Genomic DNA, 21,754 nt, shown 5'->3' with positions numbered 1-21,754 from the left:
CTTTATTTTGGTGTCTGTGAACAAAACGATATTTTGTCTCATGGACACCAAAATTGTTGAATTAAAGGAAGATATATCGTCTTCTCCGCTTTACAGTGAAGATCTCGCTCCGGTTCCGGCCAAAGGCCGCACCTGGGGGATATTCGATCTCGCTGCACTCTGGGTTGGCATGGCTGTGTGCATTCCCACCTACCTGCTGGCTTCCTATATGATTCGCTCAGGCGTAAGCTGGTATGTTGCCCTGATCATTATAGGTATTGCCAACCTGATCATTACGGTTCCAATGGTACTCAATGGTCATGCCGGGGTAAAATATGGTATTCCTTTCCCCGTAGTAGGAAGAGCTGCTTTTGGTACCAAAGGGATTCATATTCCGGCGATTGTAAGGGCGATTGTGGCCTGCGGCTGGTTTGGGATCCAGACCTGGATTGGCGGTCTGGCACTTTATGCCATTTGGAACGCCATTACCGGGCAGCCCGGAGATGCGGGGCTGTCTTTCGGCAAATTTGCGGGCTTTGCCCTTTTTTGGGTCATGAATATGTATTTCGTCTGGAAGGGTACCGAAAGTATCCGCTGGCTGGAAGACTGGTCTGCGCCGATTCTGGTTCTGATGGGTATATTTCTGATCGGATGGGGCGCATGGAATGGTGGCGGTTTTGCCAATGTATTGCGCCAGGGAAGGCAGTTGGAAAAACCTTCGTTTGCCCTTCAGATAGAGGACCCGCAGGGTATGGTATTGCAGATCAATCCGCTGACGCTTGCCGATGGTATGGCCAAAGCCACACAATACCGAATGGTCGTCCCGACAGAAGATGGAATGAAAGACATGGGCTGGCAGATTTTGCCACCTCCAGGTGCAGCCATTGTGCTTGAGCAAATCCGCGAGCCGCAGATCGATATTGACGGTCTTACCAATGGAAGCCGCGAAGTGCAGATCCAGCTTCGGGCGCAGACAGAAAGTGGGTTTGTGGAATCATCCACTGTCACAGCAAAGTTTGATTTTCAGGCTTATGCTCACCCCGCTTCCAAATGGTGGGGATATATCCTCTGGCTTACGGCAATGGTTGGGTTCTGGGCAACCATGTCTATCAGTATCGCAGATATTACCCGGTATGCGCGTAGCCAGCAACATCAGGTTGCCGGACAGTTTATTGGACTACCGGGAACCATGATTTTGTATTCGTTTGTGGGAATATTTGTTACCTGCGCAGCTGTTGTCAATTTTCAGGACATTCTTATTGGCGACGATGCGCCCTGGGATCCGGTATCGCTGATTGCCAGATTTGACAACCCGTTGGTGGTGGTAGTCGCACAGCTTTTTATGATTATCGCTACGCTCAGCACCAATATTGCCGCCAATGTGATTGCCCCGGCCAATGCATTCTCCAACCTTTTTCCCAAACAACTCGACTTCCGCCGTGGTGGGGTGGTTACAGGCGTAATGGGCATTCTGATCTGCCCCTGGTGGTTGATGGACGAAATCAGCGGATTGCTGCTCTTTGTCAGCGGCTTGCTCGGGCCAGTGCTGGGTATTTTGATTTGCGACTATTTTGTGGTCCGGAAGCGTGAGCTTCAACTGGCAGAATTATATAAGATAAATGGCGTGTATTCGTTCAGCCATGGATATAATGTAAACGCGTTGATTTCAGTAACCATCGGCGTCCTGGCGGCTCTGATCGGACTATGGGTTCCGGCGCTTTCGTTTTTGTATAATCTGAGCTGGTTTACAGGGTTTGGCGTGGCGTTTTTGTTGTACTGGGGGTTGATGGCAAGGAAGAAGTAGATTGGCTTTTTACATACCAATCGCGAAAACTTTGTTTGGGAGGAATGGGCATTTCCCGGTCTTTTCCCCACGGATTCAGCCGATGATTGACCATAAAGCCTGGCAATATCCGCAAAGCCATTCGCCCCATTCGCCCTACCCATTGATAGAGTTTGGGTCTGGCAAACATTTTCCCGGCCATTTTCATTCCTATGCGTTTTCCGCTATCGAGGTGGCCTTCCTCCGCGATGATCTGCCGCCATTTGTATAGCTGCACATGAATATCAATTTTCACCGGACATACATCCGAACACGAACCGCAAAGCGTCGAGGCAAAAGGCAGGCTGCTGTACTTTTTTAAATCTATTCCCGGCGACAAAATTGACCCTATCGGCCCCGGCACAGTCGAGCCATAACTGTAACCGCCGCTTCGCCGGTACACGGGACAAGTATTCATACATGCTCCGCAACGAATGCAATGGAGAGATCGGCGAAAATCTTCGCGCCCCAGTTGTTCAGTTCGCCCGTTATCCACCAGAATAATATGCACTTCCTGTCCCGGCTGTGGACGAAAAAAGTGAGAATTGTATGTAGTAACGGGTTGCCCGGTAGCACTGCGCGCGAGGAGGCGCAAAAACACTCCGAGGTGCGCCATTTTGGGGATTAGTTTTTCAATGCCCATGCTGGCAATATGCACAGGCGCCAGGTGAACCCCCATATCGGCATTGCCTTCGTTGGTGCAAACCACAAATCCGCCGGTTTCGGCGATGGCAAAATTGACACCGGTAAGAGCGGCATCCGCAGATAAAAATTGTTGCCGGAGATGCTGGCGTGCGGCTTCGGTAAGATATTGCGGATCGGTCGCCCCTGCTTCTGTGCCCAGTTTTTCATGGAAAAGCACCCCGATTTCCTCTTTCTTTTTATGGATAGCCGGAAGAACGATATGGCTGGGCGGTTCCTGGGCGAGTTGCACAATTCGTTCGCCGAGATCGGTGTCGATGACTTCCACGCCTTGTTTTTCGAGGAAAGGATTCAGGTGGCATTCTTCGGTAAGCATGGACTTGCTTTTGACCAGCTTGCGCACCTTGTGTTTTTGGAGAATGTCTGCAACGATACGGTTGTGAGCTTTTCCATCCTCCGCCCAATGGACAACGATACCATTCGCCGTAGCATTTTTTTCAAATTCTTCCAGATATTCATCCAGACGGGAAAGGGTATGCGCTTTGATCTGGCTGGCAAGCTCGCGGAGGGTTTCCCATTCTGGAACCGACGCCGCAATTAGGTCGCGTTTTTGCCTTACATGCCAGAGCGTCTGGTCGTGCCAGGTCGTGCGGGCCTCATCCTGATTAAATTTTTTTGCTTCTGTCGAATGGTTCATACCGCTGTCTGGTTGAGGATTTCCACAATATGCATGACCCTGAGATTTTTTTTCTGCCGGCGAATCAGTCCTTCGAGATGCATCAGGCATGACATATCACCGCCGGTGAGGACTTCGGCCCCGTGGTTTAAGTGGTCTTTCACCCGGTCATTGCCCATTTTGACAGAAACAGCCGTTTCAGAGACACTAAACGTTCCGCCAAAACCACAACACTCATCGCTGCGGTCGAGCGGCACCAGTTCCAGCCCTTCAACCCTGTGCAGCAAACTTTCCTGAATGGAAAACGCATCGCCCATAAGCTCTGATCCTTTCCCGAGGTGCAATCCACGTAAACCGTGGCAACTGGGGTGAAGCCCTACTTTTGCGGGAAAACGGGCCTTTATTTTGTCCAGATCTGCAACCTGATAGAGAAATTCGCAGATATCAAGGGTGCGGGTCTGAACATGAGAAAGCGCATCCGAAGCAGGCAGGAAGTCGTAATGTTTTCGCACAAAATAGACACAGCTGCCCGAAGGCCCGACGATGTAATCACAGTCGGAGAATATATCCACAAAATGGCTGGCTGCAGCCTGAGCATCCTTTTCACACCCCGAATTGGCCATAGGTTGGCCACAGCAGGTCTGGTTGAGGGGGAATTCAACCGAATAGCCTAGTTTTTGGAGGATTTCAAGCGAAGCAACCCCTACCTGTGGGTAAAACTGGTCTATATAACAGGGAATGAAAAGGCCGATTTTCAATGGTTTCCTCTTTATGGTTCAGAACAGCTTGTCACTTATTTAACCACACCGTAAGCCACGGTGAGTCGTAATGATAGCTGTCAAGCGTCAGAAAGTTAGCAAATTTTGGGAGGAAAACGTTGCGACGCCGGTTGCCGATATTGATAACCAGTTCATCGCCAAATTTTTTTAGTTCGACATCCTCTTCCTCCACCAGCGGAAGTTTGATTCGGACGCGGTACAGTTCCCCTACCTCTTTTACTTCAAATGGGTTTTCATTGTGGAATACAGGCGTGGGGTCTTTTTTTCCGTAGAGACTTTGTCCTATCTGAGCCAGCAATTCGAGCCCAAATACTTCCTGCCCCATATGTTCTACCTTCAAAATTGGCAGCGGAGCAAAACTCTCCTCAATGTCCTGCAAATGCGTGACCTGCGATTTCAGGTATTTCTCAAACAATTTACCCCCAGAACGGGCGGGGATCACACGGTTGACGACCACCGCATCCACATTGTAGCCGTAGAGCTGAAGATAGGTATAGGCGCGTTTGGCTTCCTGAATGACCATTCGCTCGGGGTTTGCCACGAGGCGGATGGAAGTGATATTGGGGTTGACAAATATCTTCTGGATTTTTTCGAGTTTGGCAAATAACGTTTCCAGCTCTTCATATCCTTTGTCGAGGGGAATGTCCATCGTTTTTCTTACGATTTTGCCCATCGTTTTTACGGCAAAACTTTGACCGGGGAAGGCCTTGGTCAGCCAGGATTGCGTTACCTGCGGTAAGCTGAGCAACGTCAAGGTCTCTCCGGTAGGCGCACTGTCGATGACCAGTAGCTGGTAATTATTCTCAGAATAATATTTTTCAATCCACAAAAAAGCCGAAGCTTCTTCCATCCCGGGGAGGACAGAGAGTTCTTCGGCTACGATATTGTCCATACCCTGCCAGCGGAAAATGGTTCGCATCAGTTCGCGCATATTTCCCCAATATTTTTTCATGGAGTAGTACACGTCAAACTCCTGCCCCCAGAGGTTGGGTTCTATTTCCGTGGGTTCGGGCGAAAGTTCTACATCCAGGGCATCGGAGAGACTATGCGCGGGGTCAGTGGAAATGACCAGCGTTTTGATGCCCTGTCGGGCTGCGTGAAGGGCAGTCGCCGCTGCCGTGGTGGTTTTTCCTACGCCACCTTTACCTGTAAAGAGAATGATTCGCATAAGGTAAAGGTAGTGAAGAATTGCCATTCACCTTATTCTCCAGCAGGCTTTTTCCCTTTTTTTCCTTTGGGACCTCCTTCGGGCGGTGTTCCCTGCTGTCCACCTGGGCGGCCTCCCTGTGGGCGGTTGGCAGCTCTTTCTGCCTGCCAGGCTTCGTATTTGGTCCATTGCTCGTAAGTGAAGAGAATCTTAAACTGCTCGTCTCTTTCGGCATTGACCTGCTCACGGATCCCACGCATGGCTTCCCAGTCTCCCTGATTTTCCTCGCGGGCTTTGCGCATCTGATCCATAGAAGCCTGGTTGATCTCCTTTACTTTGGCTTTGGTTGTCTCGTCGAGTTCCAGTGCCTGTGCTATTTCGTCGGTTTGACGCTGTACCATTGCCTGGGGATCAAAATTTCCGCCACCGGGTTGGGCAACTAAGCCTGAAGCAAACAGGCCAAACAGCGATAAACAGATAAATTTCATCATTTTCATAATCATTGGCTCAAGGGTGATAATTGTTGATACAGGACTTGATGTCCTTTCGGGCTTTTAGACAAATAGTTTCATCTGTTTATTCCCGGTATTAGGGTCAGAACCCAAGATTTACCACAAATCCCCAACTGCGGGTTGTGGGCATCTGCCCCCATTCCATTCCCCGTCCCATACCACTGCTCAGCACTCCCGCCGGGTCAAGTCCGTCGGGGGCAGTATTGCGGAGAAACCAGAGATTTCTGCCCACGGCACTGACACGCAGCCCTTTGATGGTTCCGTTTTTCTGAAGCATACGATCGGGAAACTGATAAGTCAGCGATAGTTCTCTTACCCTCACCCATGAGCCAGCGGAGATGGTTGCCGCTGCCGGGCCTTTCCCGTCGGGTCGTGAAAATACGTCCTGGTATTTGTAGTAATAGGGAACGACGGTTTTATTAGGTTTTCCGTCGGCATATACGCCTTCTTTGATCACGCCCATGTCGCGTTCGATTCCATACACATCCGTATAGGGAAGGCCACCGAGTAATGCGGTACGGCCTTCGAGCGTCGCGGGCGACTGTCCCAAAGCCAGGCCAGCGGCCTGCGAGCCCCAGAATACATCTCCTCCCTGCCGAATGTCCACTACCCCGCGGAAAGTTACGCCCATCACAGTGATGGTATTGGTGATGCCGCCAAACCATTTGGGATTAACATTTCCCAGCACTACTTTTTCGTCCGTTGTACCGTACCATTTTCCATCGGAAGAAATGATGCGGTTTTCAGGCGTTCTTTCTTCAGGATCCGTCTCCTGATTTCCGTTTTGGTCAAAATATAAATAGTCGTAACCCACAATCGCCCCAACCGGTTGCCCGACACGGGCTTCGAGCATTCCGCCCAGGGAGACAGATTCTACGCCATCGGCGAGTGAAAGCACCTGATTGCGGTACCCTGCGCCGGAAAAACGAATTCGCCATTCAATACCTTTGCTCCGAACAGGGATGATTTCGGCGGTCAGTTCCAGTCCTTTATTTTCAATTTCTCCACTGTTGATCCAGCCAGGCTGACCATCACCCGTTTGAACCGGCAAAATCTGATTGCTGGTCAGGGTTTGATTCCAAACTCCGTCAAGTTTGATTCGCCCGTGATAGAAGGCCATTTCCAGACCAAATTCCTGCGTGCTGGTTTTTTCATTGACCAGATTTTGTGTCGGGAAAATGCCTGTGTAAATCCCTGAAAAATAGCCAGGGTGCAGGCTGTAAATATCTGCCTGATTGCCTGCATAAGCATAGGATCCACGAAGTTTCCCGTAAGTAAATACCTTACGTGAAGTGCGCGCCACATCGCGAAATACATACCCAAAATCTACGGAGGGATAGGTAACCGCAGGCTGATTGCCTGCCGGGGTAGAAAACCGGTCTGTACGGCTGCTGATACGCAGAAAGTACCTGTCCCTGATATTCAGATCGGCTGAAGCAAATGCGGCATTCACCGACTGACTGTACCGCGATTCTCCGGGAATGGTTCTATCAAAAATCGTTCGTATAGAAGCAGTGTCCGTATAGGCATTCCAGAAGGCGTAATAGTCGGGTTCCCGGAAATCAAAACCGCCATTACTTCCACGAATTTCCTGAAAGCGGGTTGACCATTTTTCGATTCCGGCAAAAGCGGAAAGGTGAATATGTTTGGTGAAATTTTTTCTTGCTTCAAGGATCAGCGTGTGGTTTGTCATCAGCTTGTTTCCCAGCGTAAGTCCATATCTTCCCCCAGCCAGTCCGGTTGTATCTGTAGGCCTGTGCAGCGATTCGAAAGAAGAAGTAGAATAATCTGCGCCAGAGCGCGCGGTCAATGAAAGCCACGGGCGAATTTGCCGGGTTATACTGAATGAGCCATACATTCTGTCGGTCTTCCATGAGTCCTGGTTGTTGTTCAGATTCCAGAAAAATGGTCCGGAAATACCTCTCCCCCGCCCCAGTGCATTATCGACAGGAAATCCTACGCCTGCAATAGCCTGCGAACCATCGCTATTCTGATAACTGTTTTCCTCCAGATCGGGGCGAAAACTTCTGCCACGGTTCCACAACAGTTCATGGCCGATAGACGAATGGGAAATGCCCGATACAGGAGCATTTTGAGCCTGGTATCTCAGCAAATTGATCGAAGAATTTACTTCCCATCCCTTTGCAGGCCGGAGCTGCGAACTGAGATGCAGGGTAGTCTGCCGGGAAGATGTATTGGGCAGAATAGGCGTTGTTTCATTTTGGGTAATGGACCCACGAAAACCTCCGGTTTCATTTGCGCCGGAAAGCGAAAGATTATACGACGTAGAAAGGCCCGGTTGAAAAATGGAGGCAATATTGGCGGGTTGAGATTCCCATGGGAGAACTTGTCCGTTCCACCAGATGACGGGGCTGTTATCAAAAGCCGGTCCCCAGCTGGCACCGGCCATATCGGGATCTACACGGGGCAGGAGATTCCCGCCCTGGTCGTCGGTTTCAAATTCCTGGCTGCCTTCCCAGGCTTTGCCTTCGCCAAAGAGGTTTTGCACTTCGCGGCTTTTCCAGATGTCGGTTTGTATCCGGCTCATGTTGAAGCCAATGCTGACACCGGTACTTTTTTCGGGGCTTTTGCTGGTAAGGATAATCGCGCCATTGGCACCTCTGTTACCGTAAAGAGCTGTAGCCGCGGGACCTTTGAGCACCGTAACAGAAGCGATATCCCAGAGATTGATCTGATTGATACCAGATCCCCAGTCTGCGCCCCCATCCAGGGCGGAGGTAGCGCCTGCACCCGAAATATTATTGTCAATTTCCACCCCGTCGAGGATGACGATGGGCTGATTTGCGCCGTTTTGAAGGGAGCGAATACCCCTGAAATTCAGGCGGGAGGTGGTTCCGGGTAAAGCGCCGGGGGTTAGTATCTCCAGTCCTGCGACGCGCCCTGTCAGGGCTTCGGGGAGGCTGGGAGCACCGGCGGTGAGGAGTTCTTCTCCGGAGAAGGTTTCCACAGCATGAGGCAGCGTGTGGGGAGATTTTTTTATTCCCAGGATGTAAGGAATTTTTTCTTCGGAATCGGCTTTGGATGCTTTCGGGGTAGTTTCCTGTGCCAGTCCGGCAAATCTCAGGGTAACGGTAAACACCGTAGTCAAAAGTAGCAGTTTACGCATAACAGGGAGCTTTAGGTAAATGAGCAGGGAATCCCGATATTGAGGATTCCCTACACACCATAGACCACTGAAAGCAGTAAACTGCATGGTGGACACAAAAAAATTATGTTATTGATTTTTTATGCACCGGATTGAAAACCCATATTTATGCGAGGCAACACCCAGCGCGCCGGCATCCTGTGCATGAATCACAAAAAGATATACGCCACCTGCTGACCTTGGAGAAGTGCTCCAGAAGTAGGCATACCGGTTAAAATCATAAGCACCCGGCACATCGCCGCCCAGTCCGCCGGCAGGAACGGCACTCCAGCCACTGGCGTTGTCAGCAACTGTACCATTGGGCCACATGACGGGATCGTTGAGTTTTACCTGGGCATTGGGCATTTGTCCATCGAGAAATTGCTGGTATTCGGGCTGTGAAGGTACATGCCAGCCATTCGGGCAAACATTGCAGGCTTGTTGAGCCACATAGGCATTGTAGAATGCGCCGTATTGTTTTTTCTTCTCAACGGTAGTAAAATCGCCCCAGCTATAGGCAGGCGTAGTTTTTGTTACCCAAATGCTTTGATCTTTCACTTCAGCAATGGGAGAACCATCATTACAACTTGTAACGCGAAGGTTTTCGGCCATCCAGGTCTGGTTTCCGATTTCGACAGTTTTATACACATTACCATCGATATCCATCACGGTTTCTGCAAAAGGGCTGAGGTTGAGGTTCAGACTTTCAAAATATTTCAGCCGGTTGGGGACATTGGAGGTAATTTTATTGAGCAGGGTTTTGTCCACCCGGTTGCTGCGATACTCCGCAGTCAGAAACATCAGAAAAGTTTCGGCAATATCCTCACGATCAGGATAGTCGCGGGCATAGGTAGAAATAAATGCAGGATCTTTCTGCTGGGCGGCTTTCCATCCGGCTGCAGCAGCGTAAGTATAATCCAGCGCCGCATGGCAGGCTTCGTGTACCAGCGTTTCTTCCAGAATACCCCGGCTTTGATAATCCTCTGAGACCGTTCCGATTTGTATATCGAGGGCTTTGGTGCTTCCGTTTCCGCCCCACTCTCTGTCGCCTTTCATCAGGTTGACAAACTCAACCCCCTTGCGCAGACAGCCGGGAAGTTGTCCCATCATAAAGGCATACTGATTGGCAAGGGTTTTGGCTTCGGATTCTGAATAATCACTTTTCCGCACCCGTACCTTCATGGTAATATTGTCGGTATAGGTAACGTCAAACGCCCAGACATCCACTTTGATAAACGCCCCTGCTCCGGACGCCGCCTCTCGGTCGTAGATTTCAACAGAGCTTTCGACCGTGGCCTTATCGGAAATTGTTTTGAAAGAAGATTTATCAGTACTTTCTATCGTTTTCGGCGCAATCCATATCGTGCCGGAAAAAGGCGGATTGGCGGAAATACCTGTATTTTCGGCCAGAAGCGGCATATACATCAGCCATTGGCAGCAGGAAATGAGCAGCAGAATTTTGAATTGGCGGAGGTTATTTATAATTACTGATTTCATTTTAAGTATTATTTGTGGTTCCCAATAAAAGATTAGCGTAGCATTTATGGTTGATACTCTTTTGCCACAAAAGCGCCTTTGATCAGGCCAGCATCTCCATAGGTCGGCATATACCGGAGCACACCGGGCATGTGAAATCCGATCCCGCGGATAACCGCAGAGCCCACTGTCCATGCCTGATTTTTGCGGGGAAATAAGCTAAACTGCTCAGAGACTCCGGTAATGGCGCCATTGACGATAAACTCCCTGTCGGTATCGGTAACACCTGGTCTTACGCCGATAATCCAGGGCATGTTGGTGGGACGGATCGGATAAAGGAAATAGCCAGGATTGCTTACGCTCTCAAATGACACAGCCCCTCCCCCCATTTTTCGATTTTCAATCACGACTTTAAACAGGGTTTTGTTGGTTTCTGCCTGTGTGGCATTGGCGGGAAGAGGAAGAAAAGCCAGCTGATCATTAGTACCCGTGCCGGTTACTGTCCAGTATTTTCCTTCATAGGCTTTCACCCCTTCGATCTGATATACACCGCCTCCGGCAAAATGTTTGATCCACATGGGCCAGCTTTGTTCCCAGACCCCTTTTGCGGGATTTTCCCAGTAGATTTTCACATCTCCATTATCTTCTACAGCCAGATATGCGCCGTTGTCACCGGCTGTTTTGGATGTCCAGATTTCTGTGCCCGCGCTGTTCAAAATCACCAGGCCTCCGTCTTTTTTCATTACCAGTTTTTTGCCTTGGCCGGAGGTTTCGGCAAGTGTTTTGAGTTCAGTTTCTGAAGTGCCTGTAATGTTATACACACAGAGGTTGCCGGCGGCATTAAGCGAAAGTTTGTACTGCCCGTTCTGGGATTTCAGGCTGCTTATCACCTGATTACCCGCGGTATTTGTCATCGGAAACTTCCGCATGCGGTAGGGTGGTTTCCAGGTGTTGGCAGTGTTAAATTTGTCTGCCATGTATTGATAGGGGTTCTTTTTGGTTTCACCTGCCGGGGGAGTTGTATTCTCCTGACTTAGCAGAAGTGTTCTTGTCTGAGGAAAACTCGAATAACTCCCCGGATAGTTGCAGTCAAACCAGGCCTGCACAGAGATGGCGATCAGTTCGACTTTTTGGGTGTTTAACCAAGTGGTGGTCTTTGAGTCGCCAATGGTATTTTGTCCGTTCCAACCCAGCATATTGTCCATTCCATGCCCAAACTCATGGGTAATATGGTCAAATCGCCGCTCGCCAAAATCTGCAAACCGGTTGACTACGCCATTCATACACATCATTTCTTCGGTGAATACGGTGTAAGCAGCCCCTGCATTTAACCCGCGGTAAAAACCCAGGATTTTGTTTCCGGTGATGATCGGATAATCAGCCACCGCGGGATAAGCATCATCCTTTCCAATCACAACAATTTTATGGTTGTTGAGGGCTGTAAGTGAAGCACCAGTGGGTTTTACTTTGAGTGCATTGAGCATATTGTGCACGATCAAATAGGCTTGCAGCATGCTCCACTCGCTGACTTTCGTGGTTCCGAATATGGTGGGACCGTTGGGTACTTTCAGGACTTTGTTGTAGGCGTCGTATTTTTCGGTTCCATTTTGTGCAGGGAGTCTGTATCCGGTAAGCACGTCCATGGGCTGCGCCAGCCAAATTTGAGATTCGGCACTTCCGGTTGTGGTGAGGCTGATGGCATTTCCGCTTTTGGATAGGAAGTTGCCTGCATTATTTTTGACGGTATAGGCATTGGTGCCGTGCACATCCACATTGGCGAGGGTAAACGCCCAAAGTTGTGTAGGAACATTCGCCTTATTGGTCATTTTCGTGGTTCCGGCATTTACATTCAGCGCCATACCGCCTGTTTTTTTGTTTAACAGGTACTTGCCACTCGCAGTATTGTCAACCCGCCACAAAAACTCGTCCATAGGGCCTGTCTGAGGAATAGCGCCCATTTCGGTAGTACCATCATCTTTGACTTTCAGTGCCATATTCTGATTGGTAAGGTCAGACCTGCTCTGAAGCACAAACCAGATCCCCGGATCAATGACATTGGGGCTGAGGGCAATCGGTTTCAGGCCTACTGCTGGCCAGGTTTTTTTGGCGCGGTCGTAGTTGAGGTATTGGTTGGTGGTAGTCTGGACAAACAGATTGGCGCTTACATTTTTTTCATTGGAGAGAATGAGTTTGACGTTGGTGCCAATTTGCTCATCCATTGTTCCATCAGGAGAAATTACCCAGAGTGAGTTGTTGGTTTTCACCACATAGGAGGTGCCGTGAAGAGTCACGATTTGTTTTACTTCTTCCCAGGCAGTTCCACCCTTGTAGCGAAAAAGCGTACCCGTATTTTTGTCCACTTTGAGCAGGTTCTGGTTTTCATTGCGCAGTACCCCTGCGTCGGAACCAATTTTCGTGGTTCCACTAAATATCTCCCGGTTGGCTTTCAGGGTATAAGCGGTACCATTGACCGTGATCGTTTGAAGATCATCCTGAAAGCGCCTTGACGTAAGATCAAACGCGATGATTGAGCCGTCAGATTTTTTGGTGCATTGTATAATCGGAAACTCAGACAGATCGTAAGTGATATTGGTGAGTTCGTGTTGACCATACTTTTTTTCGGGAGACTCACTAGTTTCATACAGGAAGTTATCTATCCTTAGTTGGAAGGTCTGATTCGGATAACCGGCAAGCGAGGTTGTCAGATTGATCGGAAGCGTGGGCTGCTGGGCAAAGGCTGATCCGGCAAACGTCAGGATTGCGATCAGCAATAACAGGAATTTGTACTTTTTCATAAGTCAATAAGTTTAGGATGATCGTTTATTTTGGCTTAATGGAATAGTACAAAGATGGCGGGCAGCGTATCGCGGTAACAGCGTATATTTACCTGATTAAAAAAACAGGTAAATATACCTGCTGGAATAGGTATATTTACCTGTTTGTGTTTTGTGCATCTCTCGTATGACAGGAAATGCATACGGCTAAAACCGGACCTAAAAGGTGTTCATTAATAAGCACGCATCCATTTGATCACAGGAAAGGACTGATAAGCGTCCGAAATACGAATCAGATAAATACCGGGAGAAAGTGGCCGTGTGGCAAACTCCCATTGGTAGTTTCCCGGAGTTATTGATCCCGATTCACCCGAATAAATAACCTGCCCCTGTAAATCCAGGAGGCTCCAGCGTAATGATGTTTGGCTTCCTGTCACACAATCCAAGACCGGGTATCCGCTTTCATTGGTATGTACAAAAAAATGCTGCACCTCAGGCACAGCAATTTCGACCTGATTGCTGATCTGCACCTCACGAACATCGAGGGTCTGTCGTAGCCTATACAGGCACAAACCGGGTACAGGATGGGGATCTGTGAGCTGAAGGGAGTTATTTCCCCGATCCCAATTGCCTTGCAAAATCGTCTCCCACTGATCCGGAATGATACTTCTTTCGAGTATATAGCGGCCTTCCGGCAAAGAGCTATAAGCGGATACATTCACCATCCCGTTTTTTTCCCCGCCCTCAAGGTATAACGTAACGGCGGCTAGCGGTTGACATGGGTCAAACATCACCAGATTCAGACTACTGGCCGTAAGGCTAAAAGCATCGATTGGGTTAGAAACAGTTGAAACAGTGAGACCTGAAAGGGTATTTCTAACAAATATGAGTGTATCAATACTCACCCATCCTGCGCCGCTGTTGCACATGGCCTGGTTTTCATCCAATAATGCCACAACAGGGGTTTGCGCTCCATAAACCGGAGACGATAGAATACCCGATGCCCAGAAGGTATTGCTGTCAAGAATATCTACAAACTGAAATTCATCATTTCCGGAGGAGCCATAAGTTTGTTGCCAGAGGATACGACCAATCGAATCTGTTTTCAACAACCATGCATCGGTACCGCCATTTCCAATCTGGTCGGTGGCCCCGACTGCAACGATTCCATCTCCCGTCAGTTGAAAATCATGAATAACTGTCGATGAGGTTGAGGTACCGTACCTTTTTGCCCAGACTATATTGAAGTTGCTGTCTAACTTACTCAGAAACCCCCATCCCAAACTCCATCCGCTTTGGCGGGTATGACCTGCCATATAGAGGCTTCCATTTGTACCGGGTTTGATTTCCAACACCACATCTCTCTGCGAGGAACTGGTTCGCCCGAAATAGTAATTTCCAAGAATATTTCCTGAAGAATCAACCCTGACAAGCAGGATATCCCAAAGTGTACTAAGCCATGCCTGCCCGTACAGCAAAAAGTCTCCATTTTCCAATTCCACTGCCGAATGCAGGTTAATCTCATGGCCCCAGCTAATGCGTTTTCTCCAGCGGATACTGCCATCTGCGTTTAGTAAAACAACCAGGGAAGGGTATGTGGTATATAAGGACTCATACATGGTAAAAAGCAAATGCCCGGCAGAAGTTTCCAGCATTTTTGAATATGAAAAGGAGGTCAGTAAACCACTTTCTTCTATTTTTTTTGCCCATAGAAGTTGTCCGGCAGAATCCAACCTGATAATCAGCTTATCTGCCCCGGAAGGAATATTGCCCTGGATAATAAACCCATGATCTGCCAGTTCCTGAATCGTTCTGCCCTCAATATCCAAAATGCCGCTATAGGTGTATTGCCAGATGGGTGTACCCGTTGTATCTAGCTTGCATACAAACAGGTCATCGTGGTTGACCTGGTCATCGATTGTGCCACACAAAACCGTCCCATGATCATGAGTGGTTGTCATGATTTGCCCTGAGAGGTTAAAGTTATACGTCAGTTGTTTGATCCAGCTTTGGGCGAGTATCACAGATGTTGGTGCGAAAAGGCCCAGCAGGCATACAAAGAGATACTTTAGTAGTTTTTGCATAGGGATCTGTTAAAATTAGATTGAAGCAATCTATAAACAGATCCCTATGGCGTCCAGTCGGGATGAGCCGGTGGGATAAAATCAAGGACAACAGGGAGTGCTGATTTATCATTCTCTCTACCGCTCCGCCAGACATTGGCTGATAAAAGCGATTTCCTCAGCACTCAGGATAATCTCAGCCGCTTTGGCATTTTCTACGGACTGTTTTTCATTCCGCGCACCAGCGAGTGCGATGGTAATTCCCGGCTGTTCGATGGTCCATTTGAGCACCAGTTGCCCGAGGGTTGCGCCTTTAGCTTCTGCTATCGGTTTGATCTTTTCGAGAAAAGCATTGGTGCGGAGGATACTGTTTTCGGAAAATGAAGGATGTTTGGCGCGGTGGTCGCCTTCGGCGAAGGAGTGGCCGGGCATGATTTTGCCGGTAAGCAGTCCCCTTTCCAGCGGACTGTAGGCGAGAACAGACTTATTGTGGCCGATACAATAGGGCACGGTTTCCTCTTCGATTTTGCGGTTCACCATGCTATAGGGTACCTGATTGGAAATGATGGGGGCGTACTTTTCTGCTTCGGCCATCTGTGCTGCGCTGTAATTGCAGACCCCGGCATAGCGGATTTTGCCCTGTTCCAGCAGTTTTGCCACGGCTTCAAATGTCTCCTGAATGGGGGTAGTGGTATCGGGCCAGTGGAGCTGGTAAAGGTCAATATAATCGGTATTCAGCCTGCGCAGACTGTCTTCGATTTCTTTCATAATGCTTTCTTTCCCGGCATAGCGGTAGAAGTCGGTATCAATACCCTGGTTGTTTTTGTTGCGCATGGAAAAATCGCCTTTAGGCTCCGTCAGATCCCAGCGCATGCCAAACTTGGTGAGAATCTGCACTTTATCGCGGGGAATGCCTTTGAGCGCTTCTCTGACAATCTCTTCGCTGGTACCCTGGCCGTAAACCGGAGCGGTGTCGATGGAGGTTACCCCCAGATCATACGCGGAGCGGATGGCGCGAATGGATTCCATGTGGTCGGTACCGCCCCACATCCAGCCGCCGGCGGCCCAGGCCCCAAAAGTAATGACGGAAACTTCGAGATCTGTGTTTCCCAGTTTGCGATATTCCATGATAATTGAATTGTTTATTGTGGGGTAAATATACAATTATCCTTAAAATACCTTACCCCATCAGCACAATCCCCCAAAAAACCGCAAGGTCTTCTTCACATGCTCCGCCCAGTAATCCCAGGTATGTTCGCCGGGGTACTCCTGATATTCGTGCGGTATGCCTTCTTTTTCCAGGGACTCGTGCAGTTCCCGGTTGTGTGGCAGCAAGGTGTCATCTACGCCGCAGTCAAACCGCAGGGGAATCAGGTTTTGCCGGTTGGCGAGTATGGTTGCCAGCACACTCTGATCATCGGGGTTTTCGGTCTGATGTAACTCCGGGTTTTCCTCCACAAACTGCTGCAAAAGGGCGGCTGTAGTGACGGACGAATGGCCCGCCGCTGCGCGAAACCGTTGGTGATATTTCACCCCGATCCGCAACGCGCCAAATCCGCCCATAGAAAGCCCTGCAATAAAAAACGGAGACTGCTCCGACACTGCGGGAAACTCACTGATCAAAAGTGCGGGTACATCCTCCGCAATCCATTTTTCATAATTGGCTTTTCCTTTGGGCAAATAGGCGCTGCCATCGCCCCAAAGCCCGTCTGAAGGCATGGCCAAAACCATCGGGGGAATCTCTCCCTCATCGATCATCCGCTGCGCAGTCAGGTGCACACCGCCTTTCATCGCCCATCCCCAATGACTGCCATACACGCCATGTAACAAGAGCACTACAGGCAAGTCTTCACCTGTATGGCCTTGCGGTACAAATACACACACATCCGCCCGATGACCCAACGTTGCGCTTTTGACCGTAACAAACCGCAATCCGCCAAACTCATACGCGGGATCGGAAAAGGATAAGGTACGGAATAAGGGTTTTTGCATGCTGATTCTATTAAGTCAGAAGTCCTGTTTCATCACCACAACCCCCTTGGCATTTTTCCCTGCAAGAAGATCGTCAAAAGCCTGCTGCATCTGGTCAAGGGAATAGGTTTTTGTCACCATTTCGTCGAGCAGCAGGTCGCCTTTATGGTAGAGGTTCATCAGAATGGGAAAATCTATCTGTGGCCGGCACTTGCCGTAGAGGGGATTGATGTAAATTTTGTCCCACTCAAACAGCTCCATATTAAAGACAATTTCCTGCTCAATTCCGCTTACCTGCACAGCCATGCCACCATTGCGCACCATTGCCAAAGGTGCTGCGCCCAGATCGGGAACAGCCGTACACTCAAAACAATAATCGGCACCTCTTCCGTCTGTCATGGTTTTGACAGTTTTGGCAGCAGCCAACAGTCCCTTGTCGGCCCGGTCTGCGAGAAGTGTATGCGTCGCACCAAATTTTTTCGACATTTCCAGCTTCCCTGGGTTGACATCCACGACGATAATTTTTCCCGCGCCTGATATCCGCGCTCCCTGAATCACATTCAGCCCCACGCCTCCGGCGCCCAGCACGACCACCGAGCTCCCGGCTTTCACTCTTGCCGTATTCACCGCAGAGCCAAACCCCGTCATCACGCCACAACTCACAATAGCAGCAGAGGAAAAGGGAATCTCTACAGCCATTTTCACCACGGCAGCTTCGCGCACAAGCGTAATAGTTGACAATGTACCGAGGTTAAACGATCGTTCTACGGGCTGGCCATTCCAGGTCGTTCTTTCCAATGGAGGATGCCCGGCATTAAATCCGTTGTTTCCCGCCACTACGGGCGACTGGTTTTCGCAGATATGCTGATTGCCCTCCTGGCACTGAAAACATCGCCCGCAGGGCACTGCCCAGTTGAGAATCACCGGATCGCCGGGTCTGACGGAGGTTACCAGTGGGCCCGTTTCAAGAACCACACCTGCACCTTCATGGCCGATGACGAGGTGTTTTCCCCAGCGGAGGGAATCGTAATCGGTATGGCAGATTCCGGCGGCCCGCATTTCGACCACGACCTCATCGCCCTGCGGAGCGGCGACGGTTATATCTTCGAGGGAAAATGATCTGTCGGGATGAGCGATGATGGCTTTGGCCTGATGCATTTTGGTTAGGTTATCCATGATACAACAGCGGAAAAAACTGTCCTTCCATTTTTTGACCTTTGGCAATCGCCGGTACGCCATCCAAAACAGCGTCATTGGTATCGGATCTCACTCCATCGGCAAAAACATTTAACACAAATGCTTTCCTTGACCGGGGCGAACGGTTTTCATAGGAACCGTGAACCAGCAGGGGATGGTGAAATGTGCCATGACCTTTTTCCATTTCGATCGCAACAGTGGAGAACTGAGACTTTTGTTCTTCGGTGAGATATTCCATCAGTCCGTCCATATTGCCGGCGAGGTCGGGTTTGTCGAGCAATCCCCAGCGGTGGCTTCCGGGCACATAATGCAGGCAGCCGTTGTCGAGGCGGGCGTCATCAAGCCCAACCCAGCAGGTGAGGTGGGACATGGGTTTGGTGCGGGTCCAGTACGAATAGTCCTGATGCCAGGCCACTACCCCACCGTGGTGGGCGGGTTTGCAGAATAACTGGTCGTGCCAGAAACGCACCGGCACATTGCCGAGCAACTGACTGCTGGCCATGACAAATGCCGGATTCCATAACACATCGTGAAAAGCTGGTGCCAGCCGCCACGCGCCCAGGGCGTGAAACAATACGGCATTGGGATCTGAAGACTCATTGGAGTGAAATTCGTAGTACAATGAATGCCCCGGATGCGCCGGATCGGCGATTTCGTCCAATTCTTTGAGGAGAGCGGCTACCTGTTTTTCGTCAAGCAGCTTTATATTGGAGACGTAGCCATTTTCGCGAAAAAAGGCGATCTGGTCTTCATTCAGCCTGTATTGGTCCCATTCTTCGGGAGATTGTGGCCATTGAAAAAGATCAGAAACGAGTCTGTGTTCGAGGGAAAGGTCTTTTACCATATTCGGATATTTTTGAGTGATCCAATTTAGAGGTATATCATTTATCTGAAAAGACCTTTCTTTAATTTTTATTTTTGGTAAAACGATTTTCTCATGCGATCCCTTCCTGTCTGCCTTAGCAGATGCGTGAACCATCGCGATGTTGATCGGAGATCACCCCCTGTTTTGGAACGCGGAGTAACGCAGATGCCTTTGCGAAACTCTGCGATTCCTCTGCGTCCTCTGCGTGAACCTTCAATATGTTGATCTACGATCAGTGGCGTTGATATAAACGCAGAGTAACACAGAGTACCACGCAGAGTAACGCAGATCCCTTTGCGAAACTCTGCGATTCCTTTGCGGCCTCTGCGTGAACCTTCAATATGTTGATCTACGATCAGTGGCGTTGATATAAACGCAGAGTACCACGCATCTGCAAGAACAGACAGGAAGTAACGCAGATGCCTTTGCGTCTGCCCGTGCAGATGCGATTCCTCTGCGATTCCTTCCTGTCTGCCTTAGCAGATGCGTGAACCATAAAAATGTTGATCGAAGATCATTGCAATTCTTTCACGAAGTGAGGCCACATAAATTATCCTCTTTTTCTTAATTCCGTTTTTAACTTTGGTAAAATGATTTTCTCATGCGCCTTTCCCCTCCAATCTCTCTGCTGGTACTGCTGATTTTAGCTTGTGCCTGTTCGCCTCAAAACAATGAGCCCGTCAAAACATGGCAGGTTCACCGCGGCAATGAAGCCAGTAATGCCTGGTCTGACCTTTCTCAAATAGATAAGTCGAATGTGGGCAAACTGGCTGTAGCCTGGACCTATCATACCGGAGATCTTCCTGCCGAAGGTCGCCCTACGATCCAGTGCAATCCCATCATGGTCAATGACCTGCTGTACATCACGTCTCCAGCCATGAAAGTAGTTGCATTAAATCCTGGTACCGGGGAAGAAAAATGGTCATTTGACCCGACAGGCGGAAAAGGGAGCAACAGCGTCAACCGGGGCGTTACCTTCTGGCAAGAAGGTACAGACAAAAGAATTTTGGTTACTTACAGCCACCATCTTTTCGCGCTGAATGCTGATACCGGCGTACCAATCTCCACCTTTGGCAATGAAGGGGTCGTAGATTTGCGACCGGGACTGGACCGGGACACCACCAACCTCTGGGTGAATGCAACCTCTCCGGGTATCATTTTCCAAAACCTGCTCATTCTCGGTTCTTATGTGGCCGAATCCTACGACGGCGCACCCGGCCATATCCGCGCTTATGATGTGAGGTCGGGGAAAATGGAATGGATATTCCGAACCATTCCCCTGCCCGGAGAACCTGGAAACGAAACCTGGGAAAACAATAGCTGGCAAACTGCCGGCGGAGCCAATGCCTGGAGTGGATTCAGTCTGGACAAACAGCGGGGAATGGTTTTTCTGGCGACAGGATCTCCCTCTTTCGATTTTCACGGGGGGGAACGAAAAGGGCAAAATCTGTATGGAAATTCTGTTCTGGCACTGGATGCAACAACTGGCAAAAAAATCTGGCATTACCAGGTCATTCACCATGACTTGTGGGACTACGATCTGCCCTGTCCGCCCAACCTGGTTACCATAAAACACAATGGCAAACCGGTGGAAGCCGTGGCTCAGCTTACCAAAAACGGATTTGTATTTTTGCTGGACAGGGAAACCGGAGAACCACTATTTGCAGTTGAAGAGCGCCCGGTACCCCAGTCTGACCTTGAGGGCGAAGAATCATGGCCCACACAACCCTTTCCTTCGGCCCCTCCGGCATTTGTGCGGCAGTCGATTACAGAAAATGAACTGACCGACCGCACACCCGAAGCGCATGCTTATGCGCTGGAAAAATTTCGCAGCCTGCGAAATGAAGGCATGTTCACCCCACCCAGCGCGCAGGGATCGTTGATTGTACCGGGAATGCGCGGCGGCGCGGAGTGGAATGGCGGCGCCTTTGACCCGCAAAAAGGCTGGTTGTATGTCAATGCCAACGAAATCGCCAATATCCTCCAACTCACGCCCAAAACACCGCCACAGCCCATTGATCCCCAAACTGCCCAAAAGGGGAAAGAATTATACCTTCAGCAGTGTGCGGTCTGCCACGGCCCCGATCTGAAAGGTATGGCTTCGAATCCTTCGCTCGCGACAGTGGGAAACCGCCTTTCTTCCGCGTCAATTGCGGCACAAATCCTCACAGGCAGAGGCGTAATGCCTGCGTTTGAGCAATTGTCTGAGGCGGAAAGAGCAGCGATTGCAGATTACCTGGTGAGCACCACAGAAACCGCCCGAAAGTCAACTGTGCCGCGATTTTCTATCAACGGATATGTTCAGTTTCGCGATCAGGACGGCTATCCGGCCACGCTTCCACCGTGGGGGACACTTTCAGCCATTGATCTGAATGAAGGCAAAATCGTGTGGCAGGTTCCTTCGGGAGAATTTGCCGAGCTGACCGCCAGAGGAATGCCCAAAACCGGAACACAAAACTTTGGCGGCCTGATCGCTAGCGCAGGTGGATTGATATTTTTGGGCGCAACCAAAGATGAAAAATTCCGCGCTTACGATCAGTCAAATGGCCAGATTCTGTGGGAAACCACCCTCCCTGCCGGCGGCTACGCGACACCCGCGACGTACGAGTACGAAGGCAGACAGTATGTCGTCATCGCCGCCGGAGGCGGAGGAAAACAACTCACCAAAAGCGGAGATAGTTATGTGGCGTTTGCGCTACCATGAGG

General features: G+C 49.8%; 14 protein-coding genes. 2 read left to right on the top strand and 12 right to left on the bottom strand.

The window, feature by feature from the left end; translation table 11 throughout:
• Window positions 1–40 precede the first annotated feature (40 nt).
• Window positions 41–1,783, top strand: a complete 1,743-nt coding sequence (locus tag R3D00_11185; protein ID MEZ4773736.1) for an NCS1 family nucleobase:cation symporter-1 — start codon at window positions 41–43, stop codon at window positions 1,781–1,783.
• Here the strand turns inward: R3D00_11185 and R3D00_11180 are convergent.
• From R3D00_11180 to R3D00_11125, 12 genes are all read right to left on the bottom strand, one after another.
• Window positions 1,725–3,140, bottom strand: coding sequence for a lactate utilization protein B (locus R3D00_11180; protein MEZ4773735.1), 1,416 nt, complete (start codon window positions 3,138–3,140; stop codon window positions 1,725–1,727). The two genes, R3D00_11185 and R3D00_11180, sit on opposite strands and share 59 nt — an antisense overlap.
• Window positions 3,137–3,877 carry a (Fe-S)-binding protein gene (locus R3D00_11175; protein ID MEZ4773734.1) on the bottom strand — a complete coding sequence of 247 codons (741 nt, stop codon included), beginning with the start codon at window positions 3,875–3,877 and terminating at the stop codon, window positions 3,137–3,139. Before R3D00_11175 ends, R3D00_11180 begins: the two co-directional genes overlap by 4 nt.
• Window positions 3,878–3,908: 31 nt before the next feature.
• The gene (locus tag R3D00_11170) at window positions 3,909–5,066 is read right to left on the bottom strand and encodes an ArsA family ATPase (GenBank protein MEZ4773733.1); all 1,158 of its coding nucleotides are present in this window, start codon (window positions 5,064–5,066) and stop codon (window positions 3,909–3,911) included.
• Window positions 5,067–5,098: 32 nt separating this feature from the next.
• Window positions 5,099–5,536, bottom strand: coding sequence for a hypothetical protein (locus tag R3D00_11165; GenBank protein MEZ4773732.1), 438 nt, complete (start codon window positions 5,534–5,536; stop codon window positions 5,099–5,101).
• Between the two features lie 103 nt (window positions 5,537–5,639).
• Entirely contained in the window at window positions 5,640–8,684 is a 3,045-nt protein-coding gene (locus R3D00_11160; GenBank protein MEZ4773731.1) for a TonB-dependent receptor plug domain-containing protein, read from the bottom strand.
• A 108-nt stretch (window positions 8,685–8,792) separates the two neighbouring features.
• Window positions 8,793–10,199 (bottom strand): fibrobacter succinogenes major paralogous domain-containing protein, encoded by a 1,407-nt coding sequence (locus tag R3D00_11155; GenBank protein MEZ4773730.1) that lies wholly within the window; start codon window positions 10,197–10,199, stop codon window positions 8,793–8,795.
• A gap of 44 nt (window positions 10,200–10,243) precedes the next feature.
• Complete coding sequence (locus R3D00_11150) at window positions 10,244–12,973, bottom strand: hypothetical protein (protein ID MEZ4773729.1); 2,730 nt, start codon at window positions 12,971–12,973, stop codon at window positions 10,244–10,246.
• A gap of 212 nt (window positions 12,974–13,185) precedes the next feature.
• Window positions 13,186–15,036: a hypothetical protein gene (locus R3D00_11145; protein ID MEZ4773728.1), complete on the bottom strand. Its 1,851-nt coding sequence runs from the start codon at window positions 15,034–15,036 to the stop codon at window positions 13,186–13,188.
• A gap of 117 nt (window positions 15,037–15,153) precedes the next feature.
• The gene (locus R3D00_11140) at window positions 15,154–16,143 is read right to left on the bottom strand and encodes an aldo/keto reductase (GenBank protein MEZ4773727.1); all 990 of its coding nucleotides are present in this window, start codon (window positions 16,141–16,143) and stop codon (window positions 15,154–15,156) included.
• Between the two features lie 60 nt (window positions 16,144–16,203).
• Window positions 16,204–17,007: an alpha/beta hydrolase-fold protein gene (locus tag R3D00_11135; protein ID MEZ4773726.1), complete on the bottom strand. Its 804-nt coding sequence runs from the start codon at window positions 17,005–17,007 to the stop codon at window positions 16,204–16,206.
• A 15-nt stretch (window positions 17,008–17,022) separates the two neighbouring features.
• Window positions 17,023–18,162, bottom strand: coding sequence for an alcohol dehydrogenase catalytic domain-containing protein (locus R3D00_11130; protein MEZ4773725.1), 1,140 nt, complete (start codon window positions 18,160–18,162; stop codon window positions 17,023–17,025).
• Window positions 18,155–19,027, bottom strand: a complete 873-nt coding sequence (locus tag R3D00_11125; protein MEZ4773724.1) for a phytanoyl-CoA dioxygenase family protein — start codon at window positions 19,025–19,027, stop codon at window positions 18,155–18,157. Before R3D00_11125 ends, R3D00_11130 begins: the two co-directional genes overlap by 8 nt.
• Window positions 19,028–19,649: 622 nt before the next feature.
• On the opposite strand from R3D00_11125, the gene R3D00_11120 reads away from it, so the two are divergent.
• Window positions 19,650–21,752, top strand: coding sequence for a pyrroloquinoline quinone-dependent dehydrogenase (locus R3D00_11120; GenBank protein MEZ4773723.1), 2,103 nt, complete (start codon window positions 19,650–19,652; stop codon window positions 21,750–21,752).
• The last annotated feature ends 2 nt before the right edge of the window (window positions 21,753–21,754 follow it).

The sequence above is a fragment of the Bacteroidia bacterium genome, from assembly GCA_041391665.1.
In the GTDB taxonomy this organism is placed as follows: Bacteria; Bacteroidota; Bacteroidia; order J057; family J057; genus JAGQVA01.
The sequence above is the reverse complement of the archived record's forward strand: the minus strand, read 5'-3'. Positions and strand labels throughout refer to the sequence as shown.

Coding starts and splice junctions, on each gene's coding strand:
- R3D00_11185 (MEZ4773736.1), top strand. CDS start 41: ATGGACACCAAAATTGTTGAATTAAAGGAAGATATATCGTCTTCTCCG.
- R3D00_11180 (MEZ4773735.1), bottom strand. CDS start 3,140: ATGAACCATTCGACAGAAGCAAAAAAATTTAATCAGGATGAGGCCCGC.
- R3D00_11170 (MEZ4773733.1), bottom strand. CDS start 5,066: ATGCGAATCATTCTCTTTACAGGTAAAGGTGGCGTAGGAAAAACCACC.
- R3D00_11165 (MEZ4773732.1), bottom strand. CDS start 5,536: ATGATGAAATTTATCTGTTTATCGCTGTTTGGCCTGTTTGCTTCAGGC.
- R3D00_11160 (MEZ4773731.1), bottom strand. CDS start 8,684: ATGCGTAAACTGCTACTTTTGACTACGGTGTTTACCGTTACCCTGAGA.
- R3D00_11155 (MEZ4773730.1), bottom strand. CDS start 10,199: ATGAAATCAGTAATTATAAATAACCTCCGCCAATTCAAAATTCTGCTG.
- R3D00_11150 (MEZ4773729.1), bottom strand. CDS start 12,973: ATGAAAAAGTACAAATTCCTGTTATTGCTGATCGCAATCCTGACGTTT.
- R3D00_11145 (MEZ4773728.1), bottom strand. CDS start 15,036: ATGCAAAAACTACTAAAGTATCTCTTTGTATGCCTGCTGGGCCTTTTC.
- R3D00_11140 (MEZ4773727.1), bottom strand. CDS start 16,143: ATGGAATATCGCAAACTGGGAAACACAGATCTCGAAGTTTCCGTCATT.
- R3D00_11135 (MEZ4773726.1), bottom strand. CDS start 17,007: ATGCAAAAACCCTTATTCCGTACCTTATCCTTTTCCGATCCCGCGTAT.
- R3D00_11130 (MEZ4773725.1), bottom strand. CDS start 18,162: ATGGATAACCTAACCAAAATGCATCAGGCCAAAGCCATCATCGCTCAT.
- R3D00_11125 (MEZ4773724.1), bottom strand. CDS start 19,027: ATGGTAAAAGACCTTTCCCTCGAACACAGACTCGTTTCTGATCTTTTT.
- R3D00_11120 (MEZ4773723.1), top strand. CDS start 19,650: ATGCGCCTTTCCCCTCCAATCTCTCTGCTGGTACTGCTGATTTTAGCT.